This window comes from Ramlibacter tataouinensis, assembly GCF_027941915.1.
GTDB lineage: Bacteria > Pseudomonadota > Gammaproteobacteria > Burkholderiales > Burkholderiaceae_C > Ramlibacter > Ramlibacter tataouinensis_C.
Genome location: NZ_CP116009.1, coordinates 1,874,009 through 1,891,283, shown reverse-complemented (window position 1 = coordinate 1,891,283; position 17,275 = coordinate 1,874,009). Strand labels below are relative to the sequence as shown.

Genomic DNA, 17,275 nt, shown 5'->3' with positions numbered 1-17,275 from the left:
GATGGGGCGTTGGTGGCGCAGGATTGTCGCCGTTTCGGCGGTGCTGGTGCTGGGGGTGGTCCAGCCGGCGGCAGCACAGGAGCAGGTGCTGCGCGAAGCGGTGTTCCGCATCGCTGGCGATCCCGGGCCGGGCCGGCCGGTGGCCTTGCCGCACGCCTGGGAAACGACGGTGCCGGGCTACGCCGGCGTGGCCAGCTACGCCGTGGCCATCACGCCGCCGCCGGGCCAGGGGCCGCTGGCGTTGTACGTGGAGCGGGCCTGCAGCAACCTGCAGGTGTGGCTGGGGGGTGAGCTGGTCGGCGGTGACGCGGCGCTCGAACCGCAGGCACACCGGTGCTACCAGCCGCACCTGGTCGTGCTGCCGCGCGCTCTGCTGCGTGGCGAGCGCACCGAGCTGCGGCTGGACGTTCCCGGCCGGGCGGCACCGGGCGTGGTCTCGCGCCAGCGCGCGGCCGGCCTGTCCGAGTTGCGCATCGGTCCCCTGGACCTGCTGCAGGCGCGCTACGAGCGCCAGCGCTTCTGGACCGTCACGGTCGCCCGGCTGGTCAGTGCCCTGCTCGGCGCGCTCGGGCTGGGGCTGCTGGGCTTGTCGCTGCTGCGGCGGCAGGGCGGCCGGCTGCTGTACTTCGGCCTCTATGCCAGCGGCTGGGCGCTGCTGGAGGTGCGCCTGTTCGCGCCGATCCCGGGTCCGTCGCCACTGGACGACATCCTGCTGTACAGCCTGATGGGGCCGACCTTCTGCAGCGCCTTCATCTTCCTGCTGCGCATGGTCGAGCGGCGCTGGCCGCGCGTCGAGCGCGCCCTGTGGGTGCAGTGCGCGGTGGTGCCGGCGCTGCTGTGGGCCGCGTCGCCGGCGCACCTGCTGCCGGCGTTCGCCGCCTTCTACAACCTCATGGCGCTCGAGTTCCTGGTCTTCGCCGGCTTCTTCTTCCGCACCGCTTGGCGCGAGCGCCGGGAGGACTTCTGGGTGATGGCGGTGGCGATCGGCGCGATCGCCGCCATGGTCGGGCTGGAGATCGCGCTGCAGAACCGCTGGTTGCCGTTCCACGGGTTGCATCTGACCCACTTCATGGTGCCGGTCACCGCCGCGATGATCGGCCTGCACCTGATGCGCCAGTTCGCGCGGGCACTGCGGGCGACGGAGCAGGCCAACATCGAGCTGGAGCGGCGGGTGGCGGAAAAGTCGCGCGAGATCGAGCAGACCTGGCGCCAGCTCGCGCAGCTGCGCGCGGCCGAGGCCGCCCAGGGCGAGCGGCGACGCATCGCGTCCGACCTGCACGACGACCTGGGGGCGCGCCTGCTGGGCATCACCCAGGCCAGCGCGAATGCCGGCGGCGGCCTCGATGGCGAGCGCATCGCCAGCCTGGCGCGGCAGGCACTGGACGAGATGCGGCTGGCCGTGCGCGGCATGACCGCGGAGCCGGCGCGCGCCGCCGACGTGTTCGCCGACTGGCGCGCCGAGTGCGTGGCGCGGCTCCAGGCGGCGGGGCTGCAGGTGCATTGGGCGGCCGCCGAGCCGCCGGCCGGCCAGGCGCTGCCCTCGCGCGTGCAGGTGCAGTGCACCCGCGTGCTGCGCGAGGCGATCAGCAACGTCATCCGCCACAGCGGCGCCACCGAATGCCGCGTGCGCATCGCCCTGCAGGACGGCGGCTTGCTGCTGGAAGTGGGCGACAACGGCCGCGGCCTGCAGCTGCCGCCCGCCGGGACGGCGGGCCGCGGGCATGGCCTGGCCAGCATCGAGGGCCGCGTGCGCGGGCTGGCGGGCTGGCACCGCTTCGACACCGGACCGGGCGGCGGCACCCGGCTGGCGGCCTGGCTGCCGCTGGAGACGCCATCCGCTAACATCGACGCGATATGAAGAGCGCGCTGATCGTCGAGGACATTCCGGACATCCGGGCCTGGCTGGCGCAGGTGGCGCAGGAGGCTTTTCCCGGGCTGCAGCTGGTGCAGGCCAGCCGCTTCAGCGAGGCGGTGACGGCCCTGGCCACGCAGCCGTTCGACCTGGCGCTGGTGGACCTGGGCCTGCCCGATGGCAGCGGCATCGAGCTGGTCCGGCTGCTGCAGGATCGCCAGCCGGAGGCGCTGGCCGTCGTGGTGAGCATCTATGACGACGACGAGCACCTGTTTCCCGCCCTGCAGGCCGGCGCGTTCGGCTACCTGCTCAAGGAGCAGCCACGCGAGCAGCTGGTCGCGCAGCTGCTGCGCATCACGCACGGCGAGCCGCCGCTATCGCCGCCGATCGCCCGGCGCGTGCTGGGGCATTTCGCCGGCGAGGCCAACCGCAGGGCGGCGCTGGCGCAGCAGCTGGACGACGAGGTGCGGCTGACCGAACGCGAAGCCGAGATGCTGCAGCGGGCGGCCAAGGGCTACACGCTGGCCGAGATCGCGCAGCAACTGGGCGTGACCCGCAACACGGTGGCGGCGCACATCAAGAACGTCTATCGCAAGCTGAACGTCACCTCGCGCGCCGAGGCGGCGCTCGAGGCCGCGCGGCGCGGGCTGGTGCGGCCGTGATCGGGCGGCTGCAAGGAACGCTGGCGGACAAGAACCCGCCGCAGGTGCTGGTGGACTGCCATGGGGTCGGCTACGAGGTCGACGTTCCGATGAGCACCTTCTACAACCTGCCGGGCCTGGGCGAGCCGGTCACGCTGCTGATCCATTTCGTGGTGCGCGAGGATGCGCAGGTGCTGTTCGGCTTTGCGACGGCTTCGGAGCGCGAGGCCTTCCGCCAGCTGATCCGCATCTCCGGCGTCGGGCCGCGCACCGCACTGTCGGTGCTCAGCGGCATGAGCGTGGCCGACATCGCGCAGGCCGTGACGGCGCAGGACGCCTCGCGCCTGGTCAAGGTGCCCGGCATCGGCAAGAAGACCGCCGAGCGCCTGCTGCTGGAGCTCAAGGGCAAGATCGGCGCCGACATCGGGCTGGCCGGGGGCGGCGCGGCCACCAGCGACGCGCAGGCCGACATCCTGCAGGCGCTGGTCGCGCTCGGCTACAGCGACAAGGAAGCGCAGGCTTCGCTTAAGGCTCTGCCCAAAGACGTGGGCGTGAGCGAAGGCATCAAGCTGGCGCTGAAGTCGCTGGCGAAGTGAAGGCGCGATGACGATCAAGACCGACGACTTCGGCCTGCCGCCCCCGCAGCGGGTGGTGTCCGCCGCGCCGGCCTCGCCCAACGAGGAGGCGATCGAGCGGGCCCTGCGGCCGAAGCTGCTGGCCGAGTACGTCGGCCAGGCCAAGACGCGCGAGCAGCTGGAGATCTTCATCGGCGCCGCCAAGATGCGCGGCGAGGCGCTCGACCACGTGCTGCTGTTCGGCCCGCCCGGGCTGGGCAAGACCACGCTGTCGCACATCATCGCCCACGAGCTGGGGGTGAACCTGCGCCAGACCTCGGGTCCGGTGCTGGAAAAGCCCAAGGACCTGGCGGCGCTGCTGACCAACCTGGAACGCAACGACGTCCTGTTCATCGACGAGATCCACCGCCTGTCGCCGGTGGTCGAGGAGATCCTCTACCCGGCGCTGGAGGACTACCAGATCGACATCATGATCGGCGAAGGCCCGGCCGCGCGCTCGATCAAGCTGGACCTGCAGCCCTTCACCCTGGTGGGCGCCACCACCCGCGCCGGCATGCTGACCAACCCGCTGCGCGACCGCTTCGGCATCGTCGCCCGGCTGGAGTTCTACACCGCCGGCGAGCTGGCGCGCATCGTGCGGCGCAGCGCCTCGCTGCTGGAAGCGCCGATCGACGATGCCGGTGCCGCCGAGATCGCGCGCCGCTCGCGCGGCACCCCGCGCATCGCCAACCGCCTGCTGCGCCGGGTGCGCGACTATGCCGATGTCAAGGGGTCCGGCCGCATCGACCAGGAGATCGCGCACAAGGCGCTGGCCATGCTGGACGTCGATCCGCAGGGTTTCGACGTGATGGACCGCAAGCTGCTGGAAGCCGTGATCCACCGCTTCGACGGCGGGCCGGTCGGACTGGACAACATCGCCGCCTCGATCGGCGAGGAGCGCGACACCATCGAGGACGTGATCGAGCCCTACCTGATCCAGCAGGGCTACCTGCAGCGCACCCCGCGCGGCCGGGTCGCCACGCTGGCGGCCTACCGGCACCTGGGGGTGGCGCCGCCGCAAGCGGCCGGCGGCCTGTTCGACTCCCGTTCCTAGACGCACCCGCTGCGACAGCGCCCATGCCCTTCCTCTCGAATCGGCGTTGGGTGGGTGCAGCGGTCCTCGGGGTCCTGCTGCTCGGCGCGGGCATCGCCTGGATGCGCCTGCGCGCGCCGGCGGCTCCGGCCGTGCCGGTGCAGGCCGCGCCGCTGCTGCGCACGCTGCAGTTCTCGGCCCGGGTCGCCACGCTGTCGCGCGTCGATGTGGGTGCCACCCTCACGGGCCGGGTGGCGCAGGTGCTGGTGCGCGAGGGCGACGCGGTCCGGAGCGGCCAGGTGCTGGTGCGGCTGGAATCGGAAGAGCTGCGCGCCGCCCTGGCCCAGGCCGAGGCCAACGAGCGCCAGGCCCAGGCCCGGCTGGCGGGGCTGCGCAGCACCGGCCGGGTCAGCGCCGACGCCGCGCTGGCGCAGGCCGAGGCCACGCTGAGCAATGCACGGGCCGAGCTGGCGCGGGCGCGCAAGCTGGTGGACGACGGCTTCATCAGCGCCTCGCGGCTGGACGATGCGCAGCGCGCGGTCGCGGTCGCCCAGGCCCAGCAGCAGGCGGCGCAGGCGCAGCAGCGCGCCAATGCCGATGCCGGCACCGACGTCGCGCAGGCGCAGGCGCAACAGGCGGTCGCTCGAGCCGCCACCGCTGCCGCCCGCGCCCGGCTCGAACAGGCCGACATCGTCGCCCCGGCCGACGCGCGCGTGCTGAGCCGCCAGGTGGAACCGGGCCAGATCGTGCAGCCCGGCAAGGCGCTGCTGGGCCTGGCGCTGGCCGGGCCGACGCAGCTGGTGGCGCAGGTGGACGAGCGCTTTTTGGACCAGCTCGCAGTCGGCCAGCCGGCGGCGGTGGTGGCCGATGCCTTTCCGTCGCAGCGCTTTGCCGCCCGGGTGCTGTCGCTGGCCCCGGCGGTCGATCCGCAGCGCGGCGCACTCGAGGTGAAGTTCGCCCTGGTGCCGCCGGCCCCGGAGTTCCTGCGCGAGGACATGACGCTGTCGGTCGAGGTGGAGACCGGCCGGCGCGAGCGGGCGCTGGTGCTGCCGCTGGCGGCGCTGCGCGGCGAGGCCGGCGCCGACGGCAGCGCCACCGTGCTGGTGGTCCAGGACGACCGCGCCCGCGAGCGGGCCGTGCAGCTGGGGCTGCGCACGCTGGACGCCGCCGAAGTGGTGCAGGGGCTGGCGGAAGGCGAGCTGGTGCTGCTCGGGCCGGACGTCAAGCCCGAAAGCCGCGTGCGCGCGCAGGCCTCCGACTGGAAGCCGCGCCGCAGCGGGGCCGGCGGCAGCAGCCGCGACGATCCCGGAAGCACCCTGGGCAACCTGATGGGGCGGTGATGCGGCTGGCCTGGCTCGGTTTCGAAGTGCAGGTGGCGCTGCGCTTCCTGCGCGAGGGCCGCATGCAGACCCTGCTGATCGTGGTCGGCGTCGCCGCCGGGGTCGCCGTGGTGGCCTACATCTCGGCGCTGATCAACGGCCTGCAGAGCAATACGCTGGCCAAGACGCTGGGTGCGCAGGCCCACATCACCTTGCGCGCGCCGGATGACGTGGTGACGCCGGCGCTGCCGCCGCTGGACGGCACCACCACGCTGTCGGACACCCAGCCGCGGGCCCAGCGCCCGCGCTCGGTCGCCAACTGGCAGGCGCTGGTGCCGGTGCTGGAGCACGACCCGGCCATCGCTGCGGTGTCGCCGCTGGTGGCCGGCAGCGGCCTGGCCCTGCGCGGCGAGGCGGCCCAGGCGATCGCGCTGATGGGGGTGGACCTGGACCGCTACGACCGGGTGGTCGGCGTGCGCAGCAAGGTGGTCAGCGGTTATGCGCGGCTCGGTCCGGAGGAAGCCATCATCGGCCGCGAGCTGGCGTCCGACCTCGGCATCCGGGTCGGCGACCGGCTCACGGTGCGCACCGGCGTGGCCACCGGCGAGTCGATGCGGGTCACGGCGCTGGTGGACTTCGGCATCAAGGACCTGAACCGCCGCACCGTGATCGTGCCGCTGCGCGCCGCCCAGAACCTGTTCGGCCTGCCGGGCGGCGCGACCGGGCTGGACCTGACGCTGCACGACGTCTGGGCCGCCCAGCCGGTGGCCGAGGCGCTGCGGCGCCAGTACCCGTACAAGATCGAGAGCTGGCAGGAGAACAACGCGCAACTGGTGTCGGCCCTGAACGCGCAGACCGTCAGCACCACGCTGATCCGCGGCGTGGTGCTGGCGGTGGTGGTGCTGGGCATCGCCAGCGTGCTGGTGGTGTCGGTGGTGCAGAAGCGCCGCGAGATCGGCATCCTGCGCGCCATGGGCGCGACCCGCGGGCAGGTGCTGCGGCTGTTCCTGGTGCAGGGCGCGGTGGTCGGGGCGCTCGGCTCGGTGCTGGGGGTCGCGCTGGCGTTCGTGATGGTCTACCTGTTCACCCGCTTCGTGCGTGGTTCGGACGGCCTGCCGCTGTTCTACATCGGGCTGGCGCCGGCCACCGCCGTGCGCATCGCCCTGACCGCCATCGGCTGCGGCGTGCTGGCCGCGGCCTGGCCGGCCCGCCGCGCCGCGCAGATGGACCCGGCGCAGGCCATCCGCATCTGACATGGCCGACGCGCTGCTGCAATGGGCCGGGGTGCGCAAGAGCTACAACCTCGGCCTGCCCAGCGAGGCCGAGGTGCTGCACGGCATCGACCTGCGGCTCGATGCGGGCGAGTTCGTCGCGCTGGTCGGGCCGTCCGGCTCGGGCAAGAGCACGCTGCTGAACATCGTTGGGCTGCTCGAGCGCATGACGGCCGGCAGCTACCGGCTGCAGGGCGAGGAGGTCGGCGGCCTGGACGATGCGGCGCTGACGCTGCGGCGGCGCCGCACGCTGGGCTTCGTGTTCCAGTTCCACCATCTGCTGCCGGCCTTCAGCGCACTGGAGAACGTCACGCTGCCGGTGCTGATGGCCGAAGGCCGCGTCGAACGCTCGCGCCTGGCCCAGGCCCGGGAGCTGCTCGCTGCCGTCGGCCTGGCCGCCGCGATGGACAAGCGCCCGGCGCAGCTGTCGGGCGGCATGCAGCAGCGGGTGGCGATCGCCCGGGCGCTGGTGCTGCAGCCGGCGCTGGTGCTGGCAGACGAACCGACCGGCAACCTCGACACCGCCACCTCCGACGAGGTGTTCGCGCTGCTGCGGCGCATCCACGCCGAGCGCGGCACCTCGTTCATCGTGGTGACCCATGATCCGCGGCTGGCCGCGCGCTGCGACCGGCGGGTGGAGCTGGTGGATGGGCGGATCGCGCGCGACGAGCGCGTCGGCGGCTCAGGCCGCGCCGGCGGGCAGGGTGGCTGAAGCGGGCGCCCGGGCGCCCGCAACCAGGGCCGGCCGCGCATTCAGCGCGATCAGCACCTGCGCCAGGTAGTAGGTGGACAGCACCCAGAATTGCGCCATCGGCAGCGGCTGGTGGAAGCGATTCAGCGCCAGCAGCGAGTCGCTGAGCATGAAGAACACGCTGCCGAGGGCGACCGCCAGCGAGGCCCGGTCCTTCAGCGCCGCGGCGCGGCCGATCGCCTGCGCCGCCATCAGGCCGATGACGATCACGTAGGCGGCGACGGCGGGCTTGAGCACCGGGCCCAGGCCGGGCCACAACACGGCGTACATGGCGGCCCCGACACCGAGCGTGGCCGCCAGCGCCCAGGGCCGCGGCAGCCAGCCCACGCCCAGGCGGAACAGCGCGATGTAGGCCACGTGCGCCAGCAGGAAGGCCACCAGGCCGGCGATGAAGTTGCCCGGCAGCATCAGCAGCACGTCGCCTGCCAGCGAGAACGCCAGTCCGGCCACCAGCAGCCCGTCGAACTTGCGCAGCCCTCCCTGGCTGCGCGCCCGCAGCACGACCAGCGCGATGGCCAGCACCATGGCCAACGGCTTGAACAAGCGGTGCAGTTCGACCAGTCCGACCGCCGAGGTGGCGGTGGCCAGCGCACCCGACTCGATCATCAGGGCGGCCAGCACGGTGATGCGCCCCTGCATCACGGCACCGGTGCACCACAGGACGGCGGCCAGCACCGCCAGCCACACGGCACTGACCGGCAGCGGCGTGCGGTCGGCGTGCCACAGGAACAGCGACACGCCGCCCAGCAGCGCAAGGAACTGCACGGCGCCGAAGCCGGCCACCGCCCGCGTCATCGGCGGGTGGTAGCGCTCGACCCGGGCGATGTCGAACACCGGCCTGGGAAAGCGCGCCGCCACGTCGGCCGGCCGCCAGCCGGGCGGCTTGATCCAGACGCGCAGCTTGTCGGCCCAGCTCCTCGCATGCCAGCTGTCCCTGGCCAGCGCCCAGTACACCTCGCCGTTGGACCAGAGCGGGTCCCAGCTGTTCAGCGGGCTGCGGGTGCCATAGACGCACTTCTCGTCTTCCTCCCTGAAGCTGCCGAACAGGCGGTCCCAGACGATCAGGATGCCGCCGTAGTTGCGGTCGAGGTAGCGGTCGTTCACGGCGTGGTGCACGCGGTGGTTGGACGGCGAGCAGAACCAGCGGTCGAACCAGCCCAGCTTGGGCACGTGCTCGGTGTGGACCCAGAACTGGTACAGCAGGTCGATCAGGGCCACCACGCCGAACACCAGCGGCGGCACGCCGGCCAGGGCCATCGGCAGGTAGAAGATCCAGCCGAGCAGGGCGCCGCTGGAGGTCTGGCGCAGCGCGGTGGACAGGTTGTAGTCCTGGCTCTGGTGGTGCACCACGTGCGCCGCCCAGAACACGGCGCTCTCGTGGCCGGCCCGGTGCAGCCAGTAGTAGCAGAGGTCGTAGAACAGCAGCGCCAGCAGCCAGCCGTACCACGACATCCAGAATTCGTCGTTTCGCCAGAGCGCCACGGAGCCGTACACCGCGGTGTAGATGCCGACCCGCAACAGCCGGGTAAACACCGCCGTGACCTGGCTGAGCATGCCCAGCCCGATGCTGTTGATGGCGTCGTTGAGCCGGTAGGTGTTGCGCCCCCGGGCCCGGCCCCAGGCGAACTCGATCGCGATCAGCAGCAGGAAGACCGGCGTCGCCAGGACGATGACTTGGCTGGAAGACATGGCGCGGATTGTCCAGCGGCGCCCGGCGCCGCCGCTTCGGCGGGAACCCTGAGGCGGCTCAGGTCAGGGCGCCGCGCGCATCGACCCGGATCACCCGGTCGACGTGGCCGTGCTGCAGGCCGCCCTTGACGCCCAGGATGTGGTCATGCAGGTTGACCGTCGGGTCGCAGTGGCCGGGGACCAGCCACAGGATGTCGCCGATCGCCGGCACCGGGCCGCCGCCGACCGGGCGCAGGATGCCGTGCTCGTCGCCGCCGTTGGCGTATTCCAGTTCGGCGGCGCCTTCCGGCCGGTGCACCTTTGGCAGGCCGGAGTCGATCGCATGGCTCTTGTGGCCGGCATCGCACACGGCGTGCGCCAGCCCGCTGCTGATCACCTGGGTCTTGACGAACAGCGCGTGCTCGAACTGCGGCTGCGCCGGGTCGCGCTCGTTCTGCGCGTAGTCGGCATCCATGAACAGGAACGAGCCGACCTGCAGCTCGCCATAGACGCCGCTGGCCGCCTCGCACACCATGCTGCCGGTCCCGGCGCCGGTGACCAGGCTGACCGCGACGCCCTCGTCCTGGATCAGCTTCCGGGTGAAGGCGGCGTCGCGCGCGGCCTGGGCGATGATGTCGCGCCGCTCTTGCGCGCTGCGCACATGCTGGGCGCGCCCGTGGTAGGCCTGCAGGCCCATGAAGCGCAGCGCCGGATGCCGCCGAATCTCGTGCACCAGCTCGACGGCCGAGCGGCCGGGCGCCACCCCGCATCGGCCCGAGCCGACGTCGATCTCGACGAACACGTCGATCACCGCCGCCTTGCCGCTGCTGCGCCGGGCCTCGTTCATGGCATGGCCCAGCCGGCTGATGCCCTCGCGGCTGTCCACCGCGATCGCCAGCTGGCCGTCCTCGGCCGCCAGCCGGTGGGCCAGCCTGGCCACCCGCGCCAGCTTGGCCGGCGCGATCACCTCGTTGCTGATGAAGATGTCCTTCAACCCGCCGGCCGCCATCGCTTCGGCCTCGGCGGTCTTCTGCACGCAGATGCCGGCGGCGCCGGCGTGCATCTGCAGCCGCGCGATGGCCGAGCTCTTGTGCATCTTGGCGTGCGGGCGCCAGCGGATGTCGTGCTTTTTCGCGAACTCGGCCATGCGGTTCAGGTTGCGCTGCATGGCGTCGAGATCGACCACCAGGGCCGGGGTGTCGATGGCGTCGGCCGGCTGGCCGATCAGTTGCCGGAGGGTGTCGCTAAGCGGTCGTTTCGTCGGCCGGAGCATGGGCGTCGTCGAGGTGCTGCGTGTCGGACCAGCCCACCAGGGTGAAGCCTTGCGGGGTCCAGAGCAGGCGGTTGATGGCGCCGTTGGGCAGTTCCCAGGTGCGCGGCGCATTGACTTCCTGGCCGGTCGCCACCCGGTAGATGGCATCCAGCACGCCGCCGTGTGCGACCACCACGATCAGCTCGCCGAGGTGGCGCGAGGCCAGCTCGTGCAGCGTGCGGGTGACGCGCTCGCGCAGCTGCAGCAGCGATTCGCCGCCCTCGGGCGGCTGCCAGTCGGGGATGCGCTTGCGCCAGTTGTGGGCCTGGTCGGGCCACTGCCGATGGATCTCGTCGAAGGTCTTGCCCTCGAACATGCCGAAGCAGCGCTCGCGCAGGCCCTGGTGCGGGATGACGGCGGCGCCCGCGGCGCCGGCGGTCTCGGCAATGGAGCGCGCGGTCTCCTGGGCGCGGCCGAGGTCGCTGGAGTAGATCGCGCTGATCGGCTCGCCAGCCAGCGCCTGGCCCAGCCGGCGGGCCTGCCAGCGGCCGGTGTCGTTCAGGCCGACGTCGGTCTGGCCCTGGATCCTCGCATCCACGTTCCAGGACGTCTCGCCGTGGCGCACGGCGATGATGCGCGTGGGTTCCATGGGCGCGATTCTAGGCACGCCCCTGAGGCGGCCGCACCCCAACCGTAGCCAATTGTCACCGTGCGCGAGCTGGCGCGGCCGGCGCCGGTGGCGGGCTGGTGACCGATCGGCTGGGTGGCGCGGGCGAATCACTGGACGGTGCGGCAACGGCCTTGGTCTGCCCGCCGATCTGGATGTCGACGCGGCGCGGCCCGACCGGCGGCGTCGGGAAGCCCTGCAAGGCCGCCTGGAACATGGCCGGCAGCACGACCTCCGGATCCAGCCAGGGACCGTCGCTGCTGGCGCGGGTTTCATAGACGACGCGGCCGCCAGCCAGCTCGCGCACCAGGATGCCGACTTCGCGCTCGAACCAGGCCTGGTCCATCCGCGGGTACGGGCCGCCCCAGCCGAAGCCGGCCCCTGGTCCGGCGTAACCGAAGCCGCCCCAGCCCCACCACGGGTCCCAGGGGTCGGCCCAGGGCGAAAGCACGCGCTGCACGCGGGCCGTGACCTGCACGCTGTAGCGCGGCGCGACATCGTCGCGGCGCAAGCCGGCGGCGAACAGGGCGGGGTCGGCCAGCGCCTCCAGCTGGGCCTGGCTCGGCTGGTTGGCCTGCGAGGGCAGGCGCTCGAAGGTGTAGGTGGGGTTGGCCGGCAAGCCACCCTGCAGGCCTGAGAACGATTGGACCTGGTTGTCCAGACGGTAGCCGGCGGCGCAGCCGGACAGCAGCAGCGCTGCGAGCAGCGCCAGGAGCAACGGGCGCGGCCAGCGCTTCATGGCAGGGACCCTCGCGAACGGTGGATCAGAGCTGGATCACCGACAGGCCGGGCAGCGCGGGCGGCGCACCGAAGTCCTCGGGGTCGAAGGCCTTGTCGCCGTCTGCGCTCGCCACGCCGGTGGCCTTCAGACCCTTGAAATCGTAGAGCGTTCCATCGCCCAGGTGGGACGGCACGACATTCTGTAACGCATGGGCCATGTTCTCCAGCCGGCCCGGGTTGCGCTTCTCCCACTCGCGCAGCATGGCGCCGACCTGCTTGCGCTGCAGGTTCTCCTGGCTGCCGCACAGGGTGCAGGGGATGATGGGGAACTGCCGGTGCTCGGCCCAGCGCACCAGGTCGTGTTCCGGCACGTAGGCCAGCGGACGGATCACGACGTGGCGGCCATCGTCGCTCACCAGCTTGGGCGGCATGCCCTTGAGCTTGCCGCCGAAGAACATGTTGAGGAAGAAGGTCTGCAGCATGTCGTCGCGGTGGTGCCCCAGCGCGATCTTGGTGGCACCCAGCTCGCCGGCCACCCGGTACAGGATGCCGCGGCGCAGCCGCGAGCACAGGCTGCACATCGTCTTGCCCTCGGGAATCTTGTCCTTGACGATGGAATAGGTGTCCTGCTCCTCGATGTGGAACGGGATGCCCAGCGACTCGAGGTAGTCGGGCAGCACGTGCGCCGGAAAGCCGGGCTGCTTCTGGTCGAGGTTGACGGCCACGATGTCGAACGCCACCGGCGCGCGAGCGCGCAGCTTCAGCAGGATGTCCAGCAGGCCGTAGCTGTCCTTGCCGCCGGACAGGCAGACCATCACCCGGTCGCCCGCTTCGATCATGCGGTAGTCGGCGATGGCCTGGCCGACCTGGCGGCACAGGCGCTTTTCCAGCTTGTGCGCCTCGCGCTCGATCTTCAGGCGGGCGGGCCCGGGAGGGGTTTCGGGTTCGATCCAGACGGCGGACATGGCGGCGATTTTCTCATTCGCGGCGACTGCGCGCGGCATCCGGGCCGCGACCGGATGCCACGGGCAGGCTGTTGCCAAGCTGCACGGGTGGGCCGCAACTTGTGGCTTTTGTCACACCAATATGCGAATCTCGTGACTCAAGTCAAACCTAACGAGGAGAAGAGCGAGATGCCTTTCAATTCGAGCCAGTCCTGGCCCGGAGCCCTCCTGTGCGGCCTGCTGGCCTTCACGCTGGCGGCCTGCGACAGCCAGACGACGACTTCCAGCGCCGGCGCCGCCTCGGCGCCGGGCCGCGCGACGGCCGCCGGCCCGGGACCCGGCGGCGACCCGTACGACCACAAGCACATGGCCTTCGGCTCGCCGGCGGCGGTGGTCACCAGCGAGCGCCACACCGGTCCGTTCGCGGCCGGGAATGCGCTCAGCATGGAGGCGGCGCTCAGGCCGCTGGACCCGGCGCCGGTCAAGGAGATCCGGCTGGACATCACCCACAAGATCATCGAGATCGCACCGGGCGTGAAGTACAGCGCCTGGACCTTCGGCGACATGGTGCCGGGCCCGGTGGTGCGCGCCAAGGTCGGCGACCGCATCCGCTTCGTCATGAGCAACCGCTCCGACGAGGCCATGCCGGGCCCGCGCGTGACCACCGCGCCGATGATGCATTCGATGGACTTCCACTCGGCGATGGTGGCGCCCAACGACAAGTACCGCTCGATCGCACCGGGCCAGACCATCTCGTTCGAATTCACCGCCAACTACCCCGGCGTGTTCATGTACCACTGCGGCACGCCGATGGTGCTGGAGCACATCGCCTCGGGCATGTACGGCATGATGATCGTGGAGCCGCGGGGCGGCTACCCGACCCGGGTGGACCGCGAGTACGCGGTGGTGCAAAGCGAGTTCTACACCAAGCCCGATCCGGAAAAGCGCAAGGTCGACGGCGCGCCGCTGTACGTGCTGGACGGCGACCGGGTGCGCGCCAAGGCGCCCACCTACACCGTGTTCAACGGCCGCTACAACGGCATGATCGACAAGCCGCTGCCGGCCAAGCCGCTGGAGAAGGTGCGCCTGTTCGTGCTGAACGTGGGGCCGTCCAACACCTCCAGCTTCCACGTGGTCGGCACCATCTTCGACCGGGTCTGGATCGACGGCAACCCGGACAACCAGTTCCGCGGCATGCAGACCGTGCTGCTCGGCTCGTCCAGCGGCGCGATCGTCGAGTTCATCGTGCCCGAGGCGGGCGGCTATGCCATGGTCGATCACCATTTCGCCAACGCCTCACAGGGCGCGGTCGGCATCATCGACGCCGGCACCGCGCCGGGCACCGACCCCGAGCACCACAACATCCCGGCCACCGGCGCGCCGACCGACCCGGTCGCGCAGCGCGGCAAGCTGGCTTTCGAGCAGAAGTGCCTGGCCTGCCACACCATCGGCGGCGGCGACCGCATGGGGCCCGATGTGCTGGGCGTCACCCGGCGCCGCGACGAAGCGTGGCTGGCGCGCTGGATGAAGGCGCCCGAGCAGATGATCCAGAGCGACCCGATCGCCAAGGAGATGATGGGCAAGTACAAGGTGCCCATGCCCAACCAGGGGTTGAGCGACGCCGAGGTCAGGGAATACATCGCCTACTTCAAGTGGGCCGACGCCAACGTCAAGGCCGACGGCAAGCGCCAGCCGCAGGCCGCGGCCGACGGCGCCACGCTGCCGCCGTCGCAGACGCGCTCGGCCACCCCGATGCCGGCGCAACCGGCGGCGGCGCCCGGCGCTTCCTCGGCCATGGGGCACAAGTGATGCGGCGCGCCGGCCTGCCGTTCGCAACCGCGCTGCTGCTGGCGGCGCCGGCGGCCTGGCCGTGCGGCACCTGCGCCGAGGACAAAGTCGCCGCCACCTACGACCACGCGTTGCTGCAGCGCGCCGCCAGCCAGGGCCGGGTGATGGTGTTCTGCGAGGTGGCGGGCGCCTGGGACAGGGCCGCCCTGCAGGCCGCGGCGCGCCGGACGCGCGGCATCGATCCGGACAGCCTGCGCTTCTCGCGCGAGCAGTCGGCGATGTCGTTCGCGCTGGACACCCGGCGCCAGTCGGCCCAGGGCGCCGCGCTGGCGATCCAGCAGGCGGCGGCAGCGGGCACCCGCGTGCGCGTCGTGCAGGTCATGGGGACGCCGGCGCCCGCGACGCAGCGCTCGCGCTGAAGCACCCGGGGCGCCGGCCCGGGCCGCTGCGGCTACCAGAGCCCGGTCTCGACCCGGATCGCGACCTCGCAGTCCTCGAAGATCGCCAGCTTGGCGATCTTCACCCGCACGCCCAGCACGCCGGGCAGCTGCATCAGCCGCAGCGCCAGCTTGCCGATCAGGCTCTCGAGCAGGTTGACGTGCTCGGCGGTGCACTCGTCGATGATGATCTTGCGCACCTTGCGGTAGTCCAGCACGTGCAGGATGTCGTCGTCGCGCGGCAGCAGCGGCTGGATGCCCAGGTTCAGCTCGGCATCGACGCGGATCGGCTGCGGACTCGCCTTCTCGTGCTCGAGGATGCCCAGGTTGGCATCGAAGCGCAGCCCGGTGAGCGTCAGGACTTCCTTGCCGCCGTTTGGGTTCATTTGGCTGTCGGATTGAACCGGAACACTTCCACGCCGACCGACTCGCAATCCGGATAGACGTCCGGCTTGCGCGTGCTGACCCGGGCGGCTTCCACCTCCGGATGCGCGAGCACGCTCCGGAGGATGTCATCGCACAGTGTCTCCTGGAGTGCGATCGGGCCCCTCGCAACCCGCTCCAGCACGAGGTCGCGAACGAAGTCGTAGTCGACGACCTCTTCGATCGAGTCCCGGGCCGGCGATGCCATGGAGACGTACAGGTCGACGTCGATGAGTACCCGCTGCGGCCGGTCCTTCTCGAACTCGTGCACGCCGATCACCGCCTCGACCTGCAGGCCGCGCAGGAAGATTCGACGACAGTGCAGAAGCCGTTCGCTGGGGTTCATGCGTTCTTTCGCAGCAGGTCGTCCACGACGAACATGATGTCGCGTGGCAGGGGGACGAGGTGCTGGCCATTGTCCACGCAGACGCTCGTCCCGGTGATGCCGTCGTTGGAAGCCATGAAGAAGACGGCCTCCGCCACCCGGGCCGGCTCGACCGGGCGCCGCAGCAGGTTCGCGCTGGCGGCCATCCGGAAGTTCTCGAGGGTCTGGGGGCCGCTCGGGTACATCAGCCCGGGAACGACCGAATTCACGCGCAGCGTGGGGGCCAGGGCCTGGGCTTGCTGGATCGTGGCCCGCTCCAGGGCCAGCTTGGTGAGGGTGTACGAGTAGTAGTCCGGGTTCAGGTTGTAGACCTTCTGGTCGAGCACGTTGACCACGCTGGCCACCCCGCTTGCGTGAGATGCCTGCGACCAGCTGGCATGAAGGAGCTTTCCCAGCACCAGAGGCACCAGGAGATTGGTCTGCAACTGCCGCAGGAACGACTGCGCGACGAAATCGGTGGCGGCGTCGGGAAGAAAGGTCGAGGCGTTGTTGACGATGCAGGAGGGCGCCTCGCCGATGCCCGCGCAAGCCCGGTGGAACAGCGACTCGGCATCGCCCTCGCTGTCAAGCGACCCCTGGAGGGCCAAGGCTTGCACACCGAGCGTGCGTGCCTGTTCGACCACGTCCCCCGCTTCCGCGGCCGAATCCCGGTAGTGGCAGACGATGTTCCAGCCCCGTTGTGCGAAGGCCATGCAGATCTCGCGCCCCAGGCGGCGGGAGCCACCGGTGATCATGGTCCACCGGGTCATCGGGCAAGCCTCGCGCGACGCTGTGCCTCGACCACGCCGCGCACGAAGAACGACAGGTCCTGAACGAAATAAAGGCGCTGCTCGGGGTGCAACAGGAAATCCGGGGCCAGGGTCCGAAAGAAGATCAGACCAATACCATGGTTCGAATCGGCATAGTGGGCCGGCTCTTCGTTCATCCGGTATCCCTCTGCAACAGCGCCCAGGAACACATGGCGGAAAGCGGCGAGCTCGGCGCTGTCCACGCCGGCCTTCCCCGGTAGCGAAACGCCATCGAGCCAGAAGCAGACGTTGACCTTGAAGACGTTCAGCTCGAGGCTGAAGCGCAGCGCCTCGGCGGGATCGGTTCCGGACAATCGCAGCGTGTAGTCGGCGCAGCAGCCACGCAGGCGAACCTCCGGGTCCTGCGCGCCCATGGCGCCGAGGTTTTCCCGCATCGCCCGTGGAACATCCCGGCTCAGGACCCCCGCCGTGAGCTGGCGCAGCCGACTGTCGCTGTTCTGTCCGAAGACCAGGGCGACAACCAGCAGCAGCACCGGCATCGAGACGGTCAGCAGCGCGATCGCCGACGAGGCCTGCTCGGCGTCGCGACGCAGGGCGCTGCCGAAAAGAAGCGCGGTGCCGCCAAGAACGACAATGACCACCAAGAGCAGAATGGTCGCGCGGGCCCACACGGGCAGCGCCAACAGGCGCAACCATCGGATGAGCTCGTTCGATGCAGCCAAGCCGGATTCCTCAGATGCAGCCAACCCCTACCTCGGTCT

General features: G+C 71.1%; 18 protein-coding genes. 9 read left to right on the top strand and 9 right to left on the bottom strand.

Annotated elements, in window-relative coordinates:
* Position 1 precedes the first annotated feature (1 nt).
* The 7 genes from PE066_RS08925 to PE066_RS08895 are packed head-to-tail and all read left to right on the top strand — an operon-like array spanning position 2 to position 7,442.
* Entirely contained in the window at positions 2–1,858 is a 1,857-nt protein-coding gene (locus PE066_RS08925) for a sensor histidine kinase (RefSeq protein WP_271236198.1), read from the top strand.
* Complete coding sequence (locus tag PE066_RS08920; protein WP_271236197.1) at positions 1,855–2,514, top strand: response regulator; 660 nt, start codon at positions 1,855–1,857, stop codon at positions 2,512–2,514. Before PE066_RS08925 ends, PE066_RS08920 begins: the two co-directional genes overlap by 4 nt.
* Positions 2,511–3,089, top strand: a complete 579-nt coding sequence (ruvA, locus tag PE066_RS08915) for a Holliday junction branch migration protein RuvA (protein WP_271236196.1) — start codon at positions 2,511–2,513, stop codon at positions 3,087–3,089. The genes PE066_RS08920 and ruvA overlap by 4 nt, the downstream gene beginning before the upstream one ends.
* A 7-nt stretch (positions 3,090–3,096) precedes the next feature.
* On the top strand, positions 3,097–4,161 hold the full coding sequence (ruvB, locus tag PE066_RS08910; RefSeq protein WP_271236195.1) for a Holliday junction branch migration DNA helicase RuvB: 1,065 nt from the start codon (positions 3,097–3,099) through the stop codon (positions 4,159–4,161).
* Positions 4,162–4,211: 50 nt separating this feature from the next.
* Positions 4,212–5,480, top strand: a complete 1,269-nt coding sequence (locus tag PE066_RS08905; protein ID WP_271236194.1) for an efflux RND transporter periplasmic adaptor subunit — start codon at positions 4,212–4,214, stop codon at positions 5,478–5,480.
* A complete protein-coding gene (locus PE066_RS08900; RefSeq protein WP_271236193.1) occupies positions 5,480–6,712 on the top strand; it encodes an ABC transporter permease in 1,233 nt (410 codons plus the stop codon). Before PE066_RS08905 ends, PE066_RS08900 begins: the two co-directional genes overlap by 1 nt.
* Before the next feature lies 1 nt (position 6,713).
* Positions 6,714–7,442 carry an ABC transporter ATP-binding protein gene (locus PE066_RS08895; RefSeq protein ID WP_271236192.1) on the top strand — a complete coding sequence of 243 codons (729 nt, stop codon included), beginning with the start codon at positions 6,714–6,716 and terminating at the stop codon, positions 7,440–7,442.
* On the opposite strand, the gene PE066_RS08890 is transcribed toward PE066_RS08895, so the two are convergent.
* Genes PE066_RS08890 through ttcA form a run of 5 tightly spaced genes read right to left on the bottom strand, consistent with a single transcriptional unit; the run spans position 7,413 to position 12,753 of the window.
* Positions 7,413–9,170, bottom strand: a complete 1,758-nt coding sequence (locus tag PE066_RS08890) for a lysoplasmalogenase family protein (protein WP_271236191.1) — start codon at positions 9,168–9,170, stop codon at positions 7,413–7,415. The genes PE066_RS08895 and PE066_RS08890 overlap by 30 nt on opposite strands.
* Positions 9,171–9,228: 58 nt before the next feature.
* Complete coding sequence (locus PE066_RS08885; protein ID WP_271236190.1) at positions 9,229–10,422, bottom strand: DSD1 family PLP-dependent enzyme; 1,194 nt, start codon at positions 10,420–10,422, stop codon at positions 9,229–9,231.
* The gene (locus tag PE066_RS08880; RefSeq protein ID WP_271236189.1) at positions 10,394–11,050 is read right to left on the bottom strand and encodes a histidine phosphatase family protein; all 657 of its coding nucleotides are present in this window, start codon (positions 11,048–11,050) and stop codon (positions 10,394–10,396) included. The genes PE066_RS08885 and PE066_RS08880 overlap by 29 nt, the downstream gene beginning before the upstream one ends.
* A 55-nt stretch (positions 11,051–11,105) precedes the next feature.
* Entirely contained in the window at positions 11,106–11,807 is a 702-nt protein-coding gene (locus PE066_RS08875; protein ID WP_271236188.1) for a DUF4136 domain-containing protein, read from the bottom strand.
* Between the two features lie 25 nt (positions 11,808–11,832).
* On the bottom strand, positions 11,833–12,753 hold the full coding sequence (gene ttcA, locus PE066_RS08870) for a tRNA 2-thiocytidine(32) synthetase TtcA (protein WP_271236187.1): 921 nt from the start codon (positions 12,751–12,753) through the stop codon (positions 11,833–11,835).
* A 168-nt stretch (positions 12,754–12,921) separates the two neighbouring features.
* Between ttcA and PE066_RS08865 the strand changes: the two genes are divergently transcribed.
* Together PE066_RS08865 and PE066_RS08860 are read left to right on the top strand one after the other, a co-directional pair.
* Positions 12,922–14,541: a multicopper oxidase domain-containing protein gene (locus PE066_RS08865; RefSeq protein ID WP_271236186.1), complete on the top strand. Its 1,620-nt coding sequence runs from the start codon at positions 12,922–12,924 to the stop codon at positions 14,539–14,541.
* Positions 14,541–14,939: a hypothetical protein gene (locus PE066_RS08860; RefSeq protein WP_271236185.1), complete on the top strand. Its 399-nt coding sequence runs from the start codon at positions 14,541–14,543 to the stop codon at positions 14,937–14,939. The genes PE066_RS08865 and PE066_RS08860 overlap by 1 nt, the downstream gene beginning before the upstream one ends.
* A gap of 32 nt (positions 14,940–14,971) precedes the next feature.
* Here PE066_RS08860 and PE066_RS08855 read toward each other — a convergent pair whose 3' ends face one another.
* The 4 genes from PE066_RS08855 to PE066_RS08840 are packed head-to-tail and all read right to left on the bottom strand — an operon-like array spanning position 14,972 to position 17,236.
* Positions 14,972–15,343 carry a dihydroneopterin aldolase gene (locus PE066_RS08855; protein WP_271236184.1) on the bottom strand — a complete coding sequence of 124 codons (372 nt, stop codon included), beginning with the start codon at positions 15,341–15,343 and terminating at the stop codon, positions 14,972–14,974.
* The gene (locus PE066_RS08850; RefSeq protein ID WP_271236183.1) at positions 15,340–15,726 is read right to left on the bottom strand and encodes a dihydroneopterin aldolase; all 387 of its coding nucleotides are present in this window, start codon (positions 15,724–15,726) and stop codon (positions 15,340–15,342) included. The genes PE066_RS08855 and PE066_RS08850 overlap by 4 nt, the downstream gene beginning before the upstream one ends.
* Complete coding sequence (locus PE066_RS08845) at positions 15,723–16,514, bottom strand: SDR family oxidoreductase (protein ID WP_271236182.1); 792 nt, start codon at positions 16,512–16,514, stop codon at positions 15,723–15,725. The genes PE066_RS08850 and PE066_RS08845 overlap by 4 nt, the downstream gene beginning before the upstream one ends.
* Complete coding sequence (locus tag PE066_RS08840) at positions 16,511–17,236, bottom strand: hypothetical protein (RefSeq protein ID WP_271236181.1); 726 nt, start codon at positions 17,234–17,236, stop codon at positions 16,511–16,513. The genes PE066_RS08845 and PE066_RS08840 overlap by 4 nt, the downstream gene beginning before the upstream one ends.
* Between the last annotated feature and the right edge of the window lie 39 nt (positions 17,237–17,275).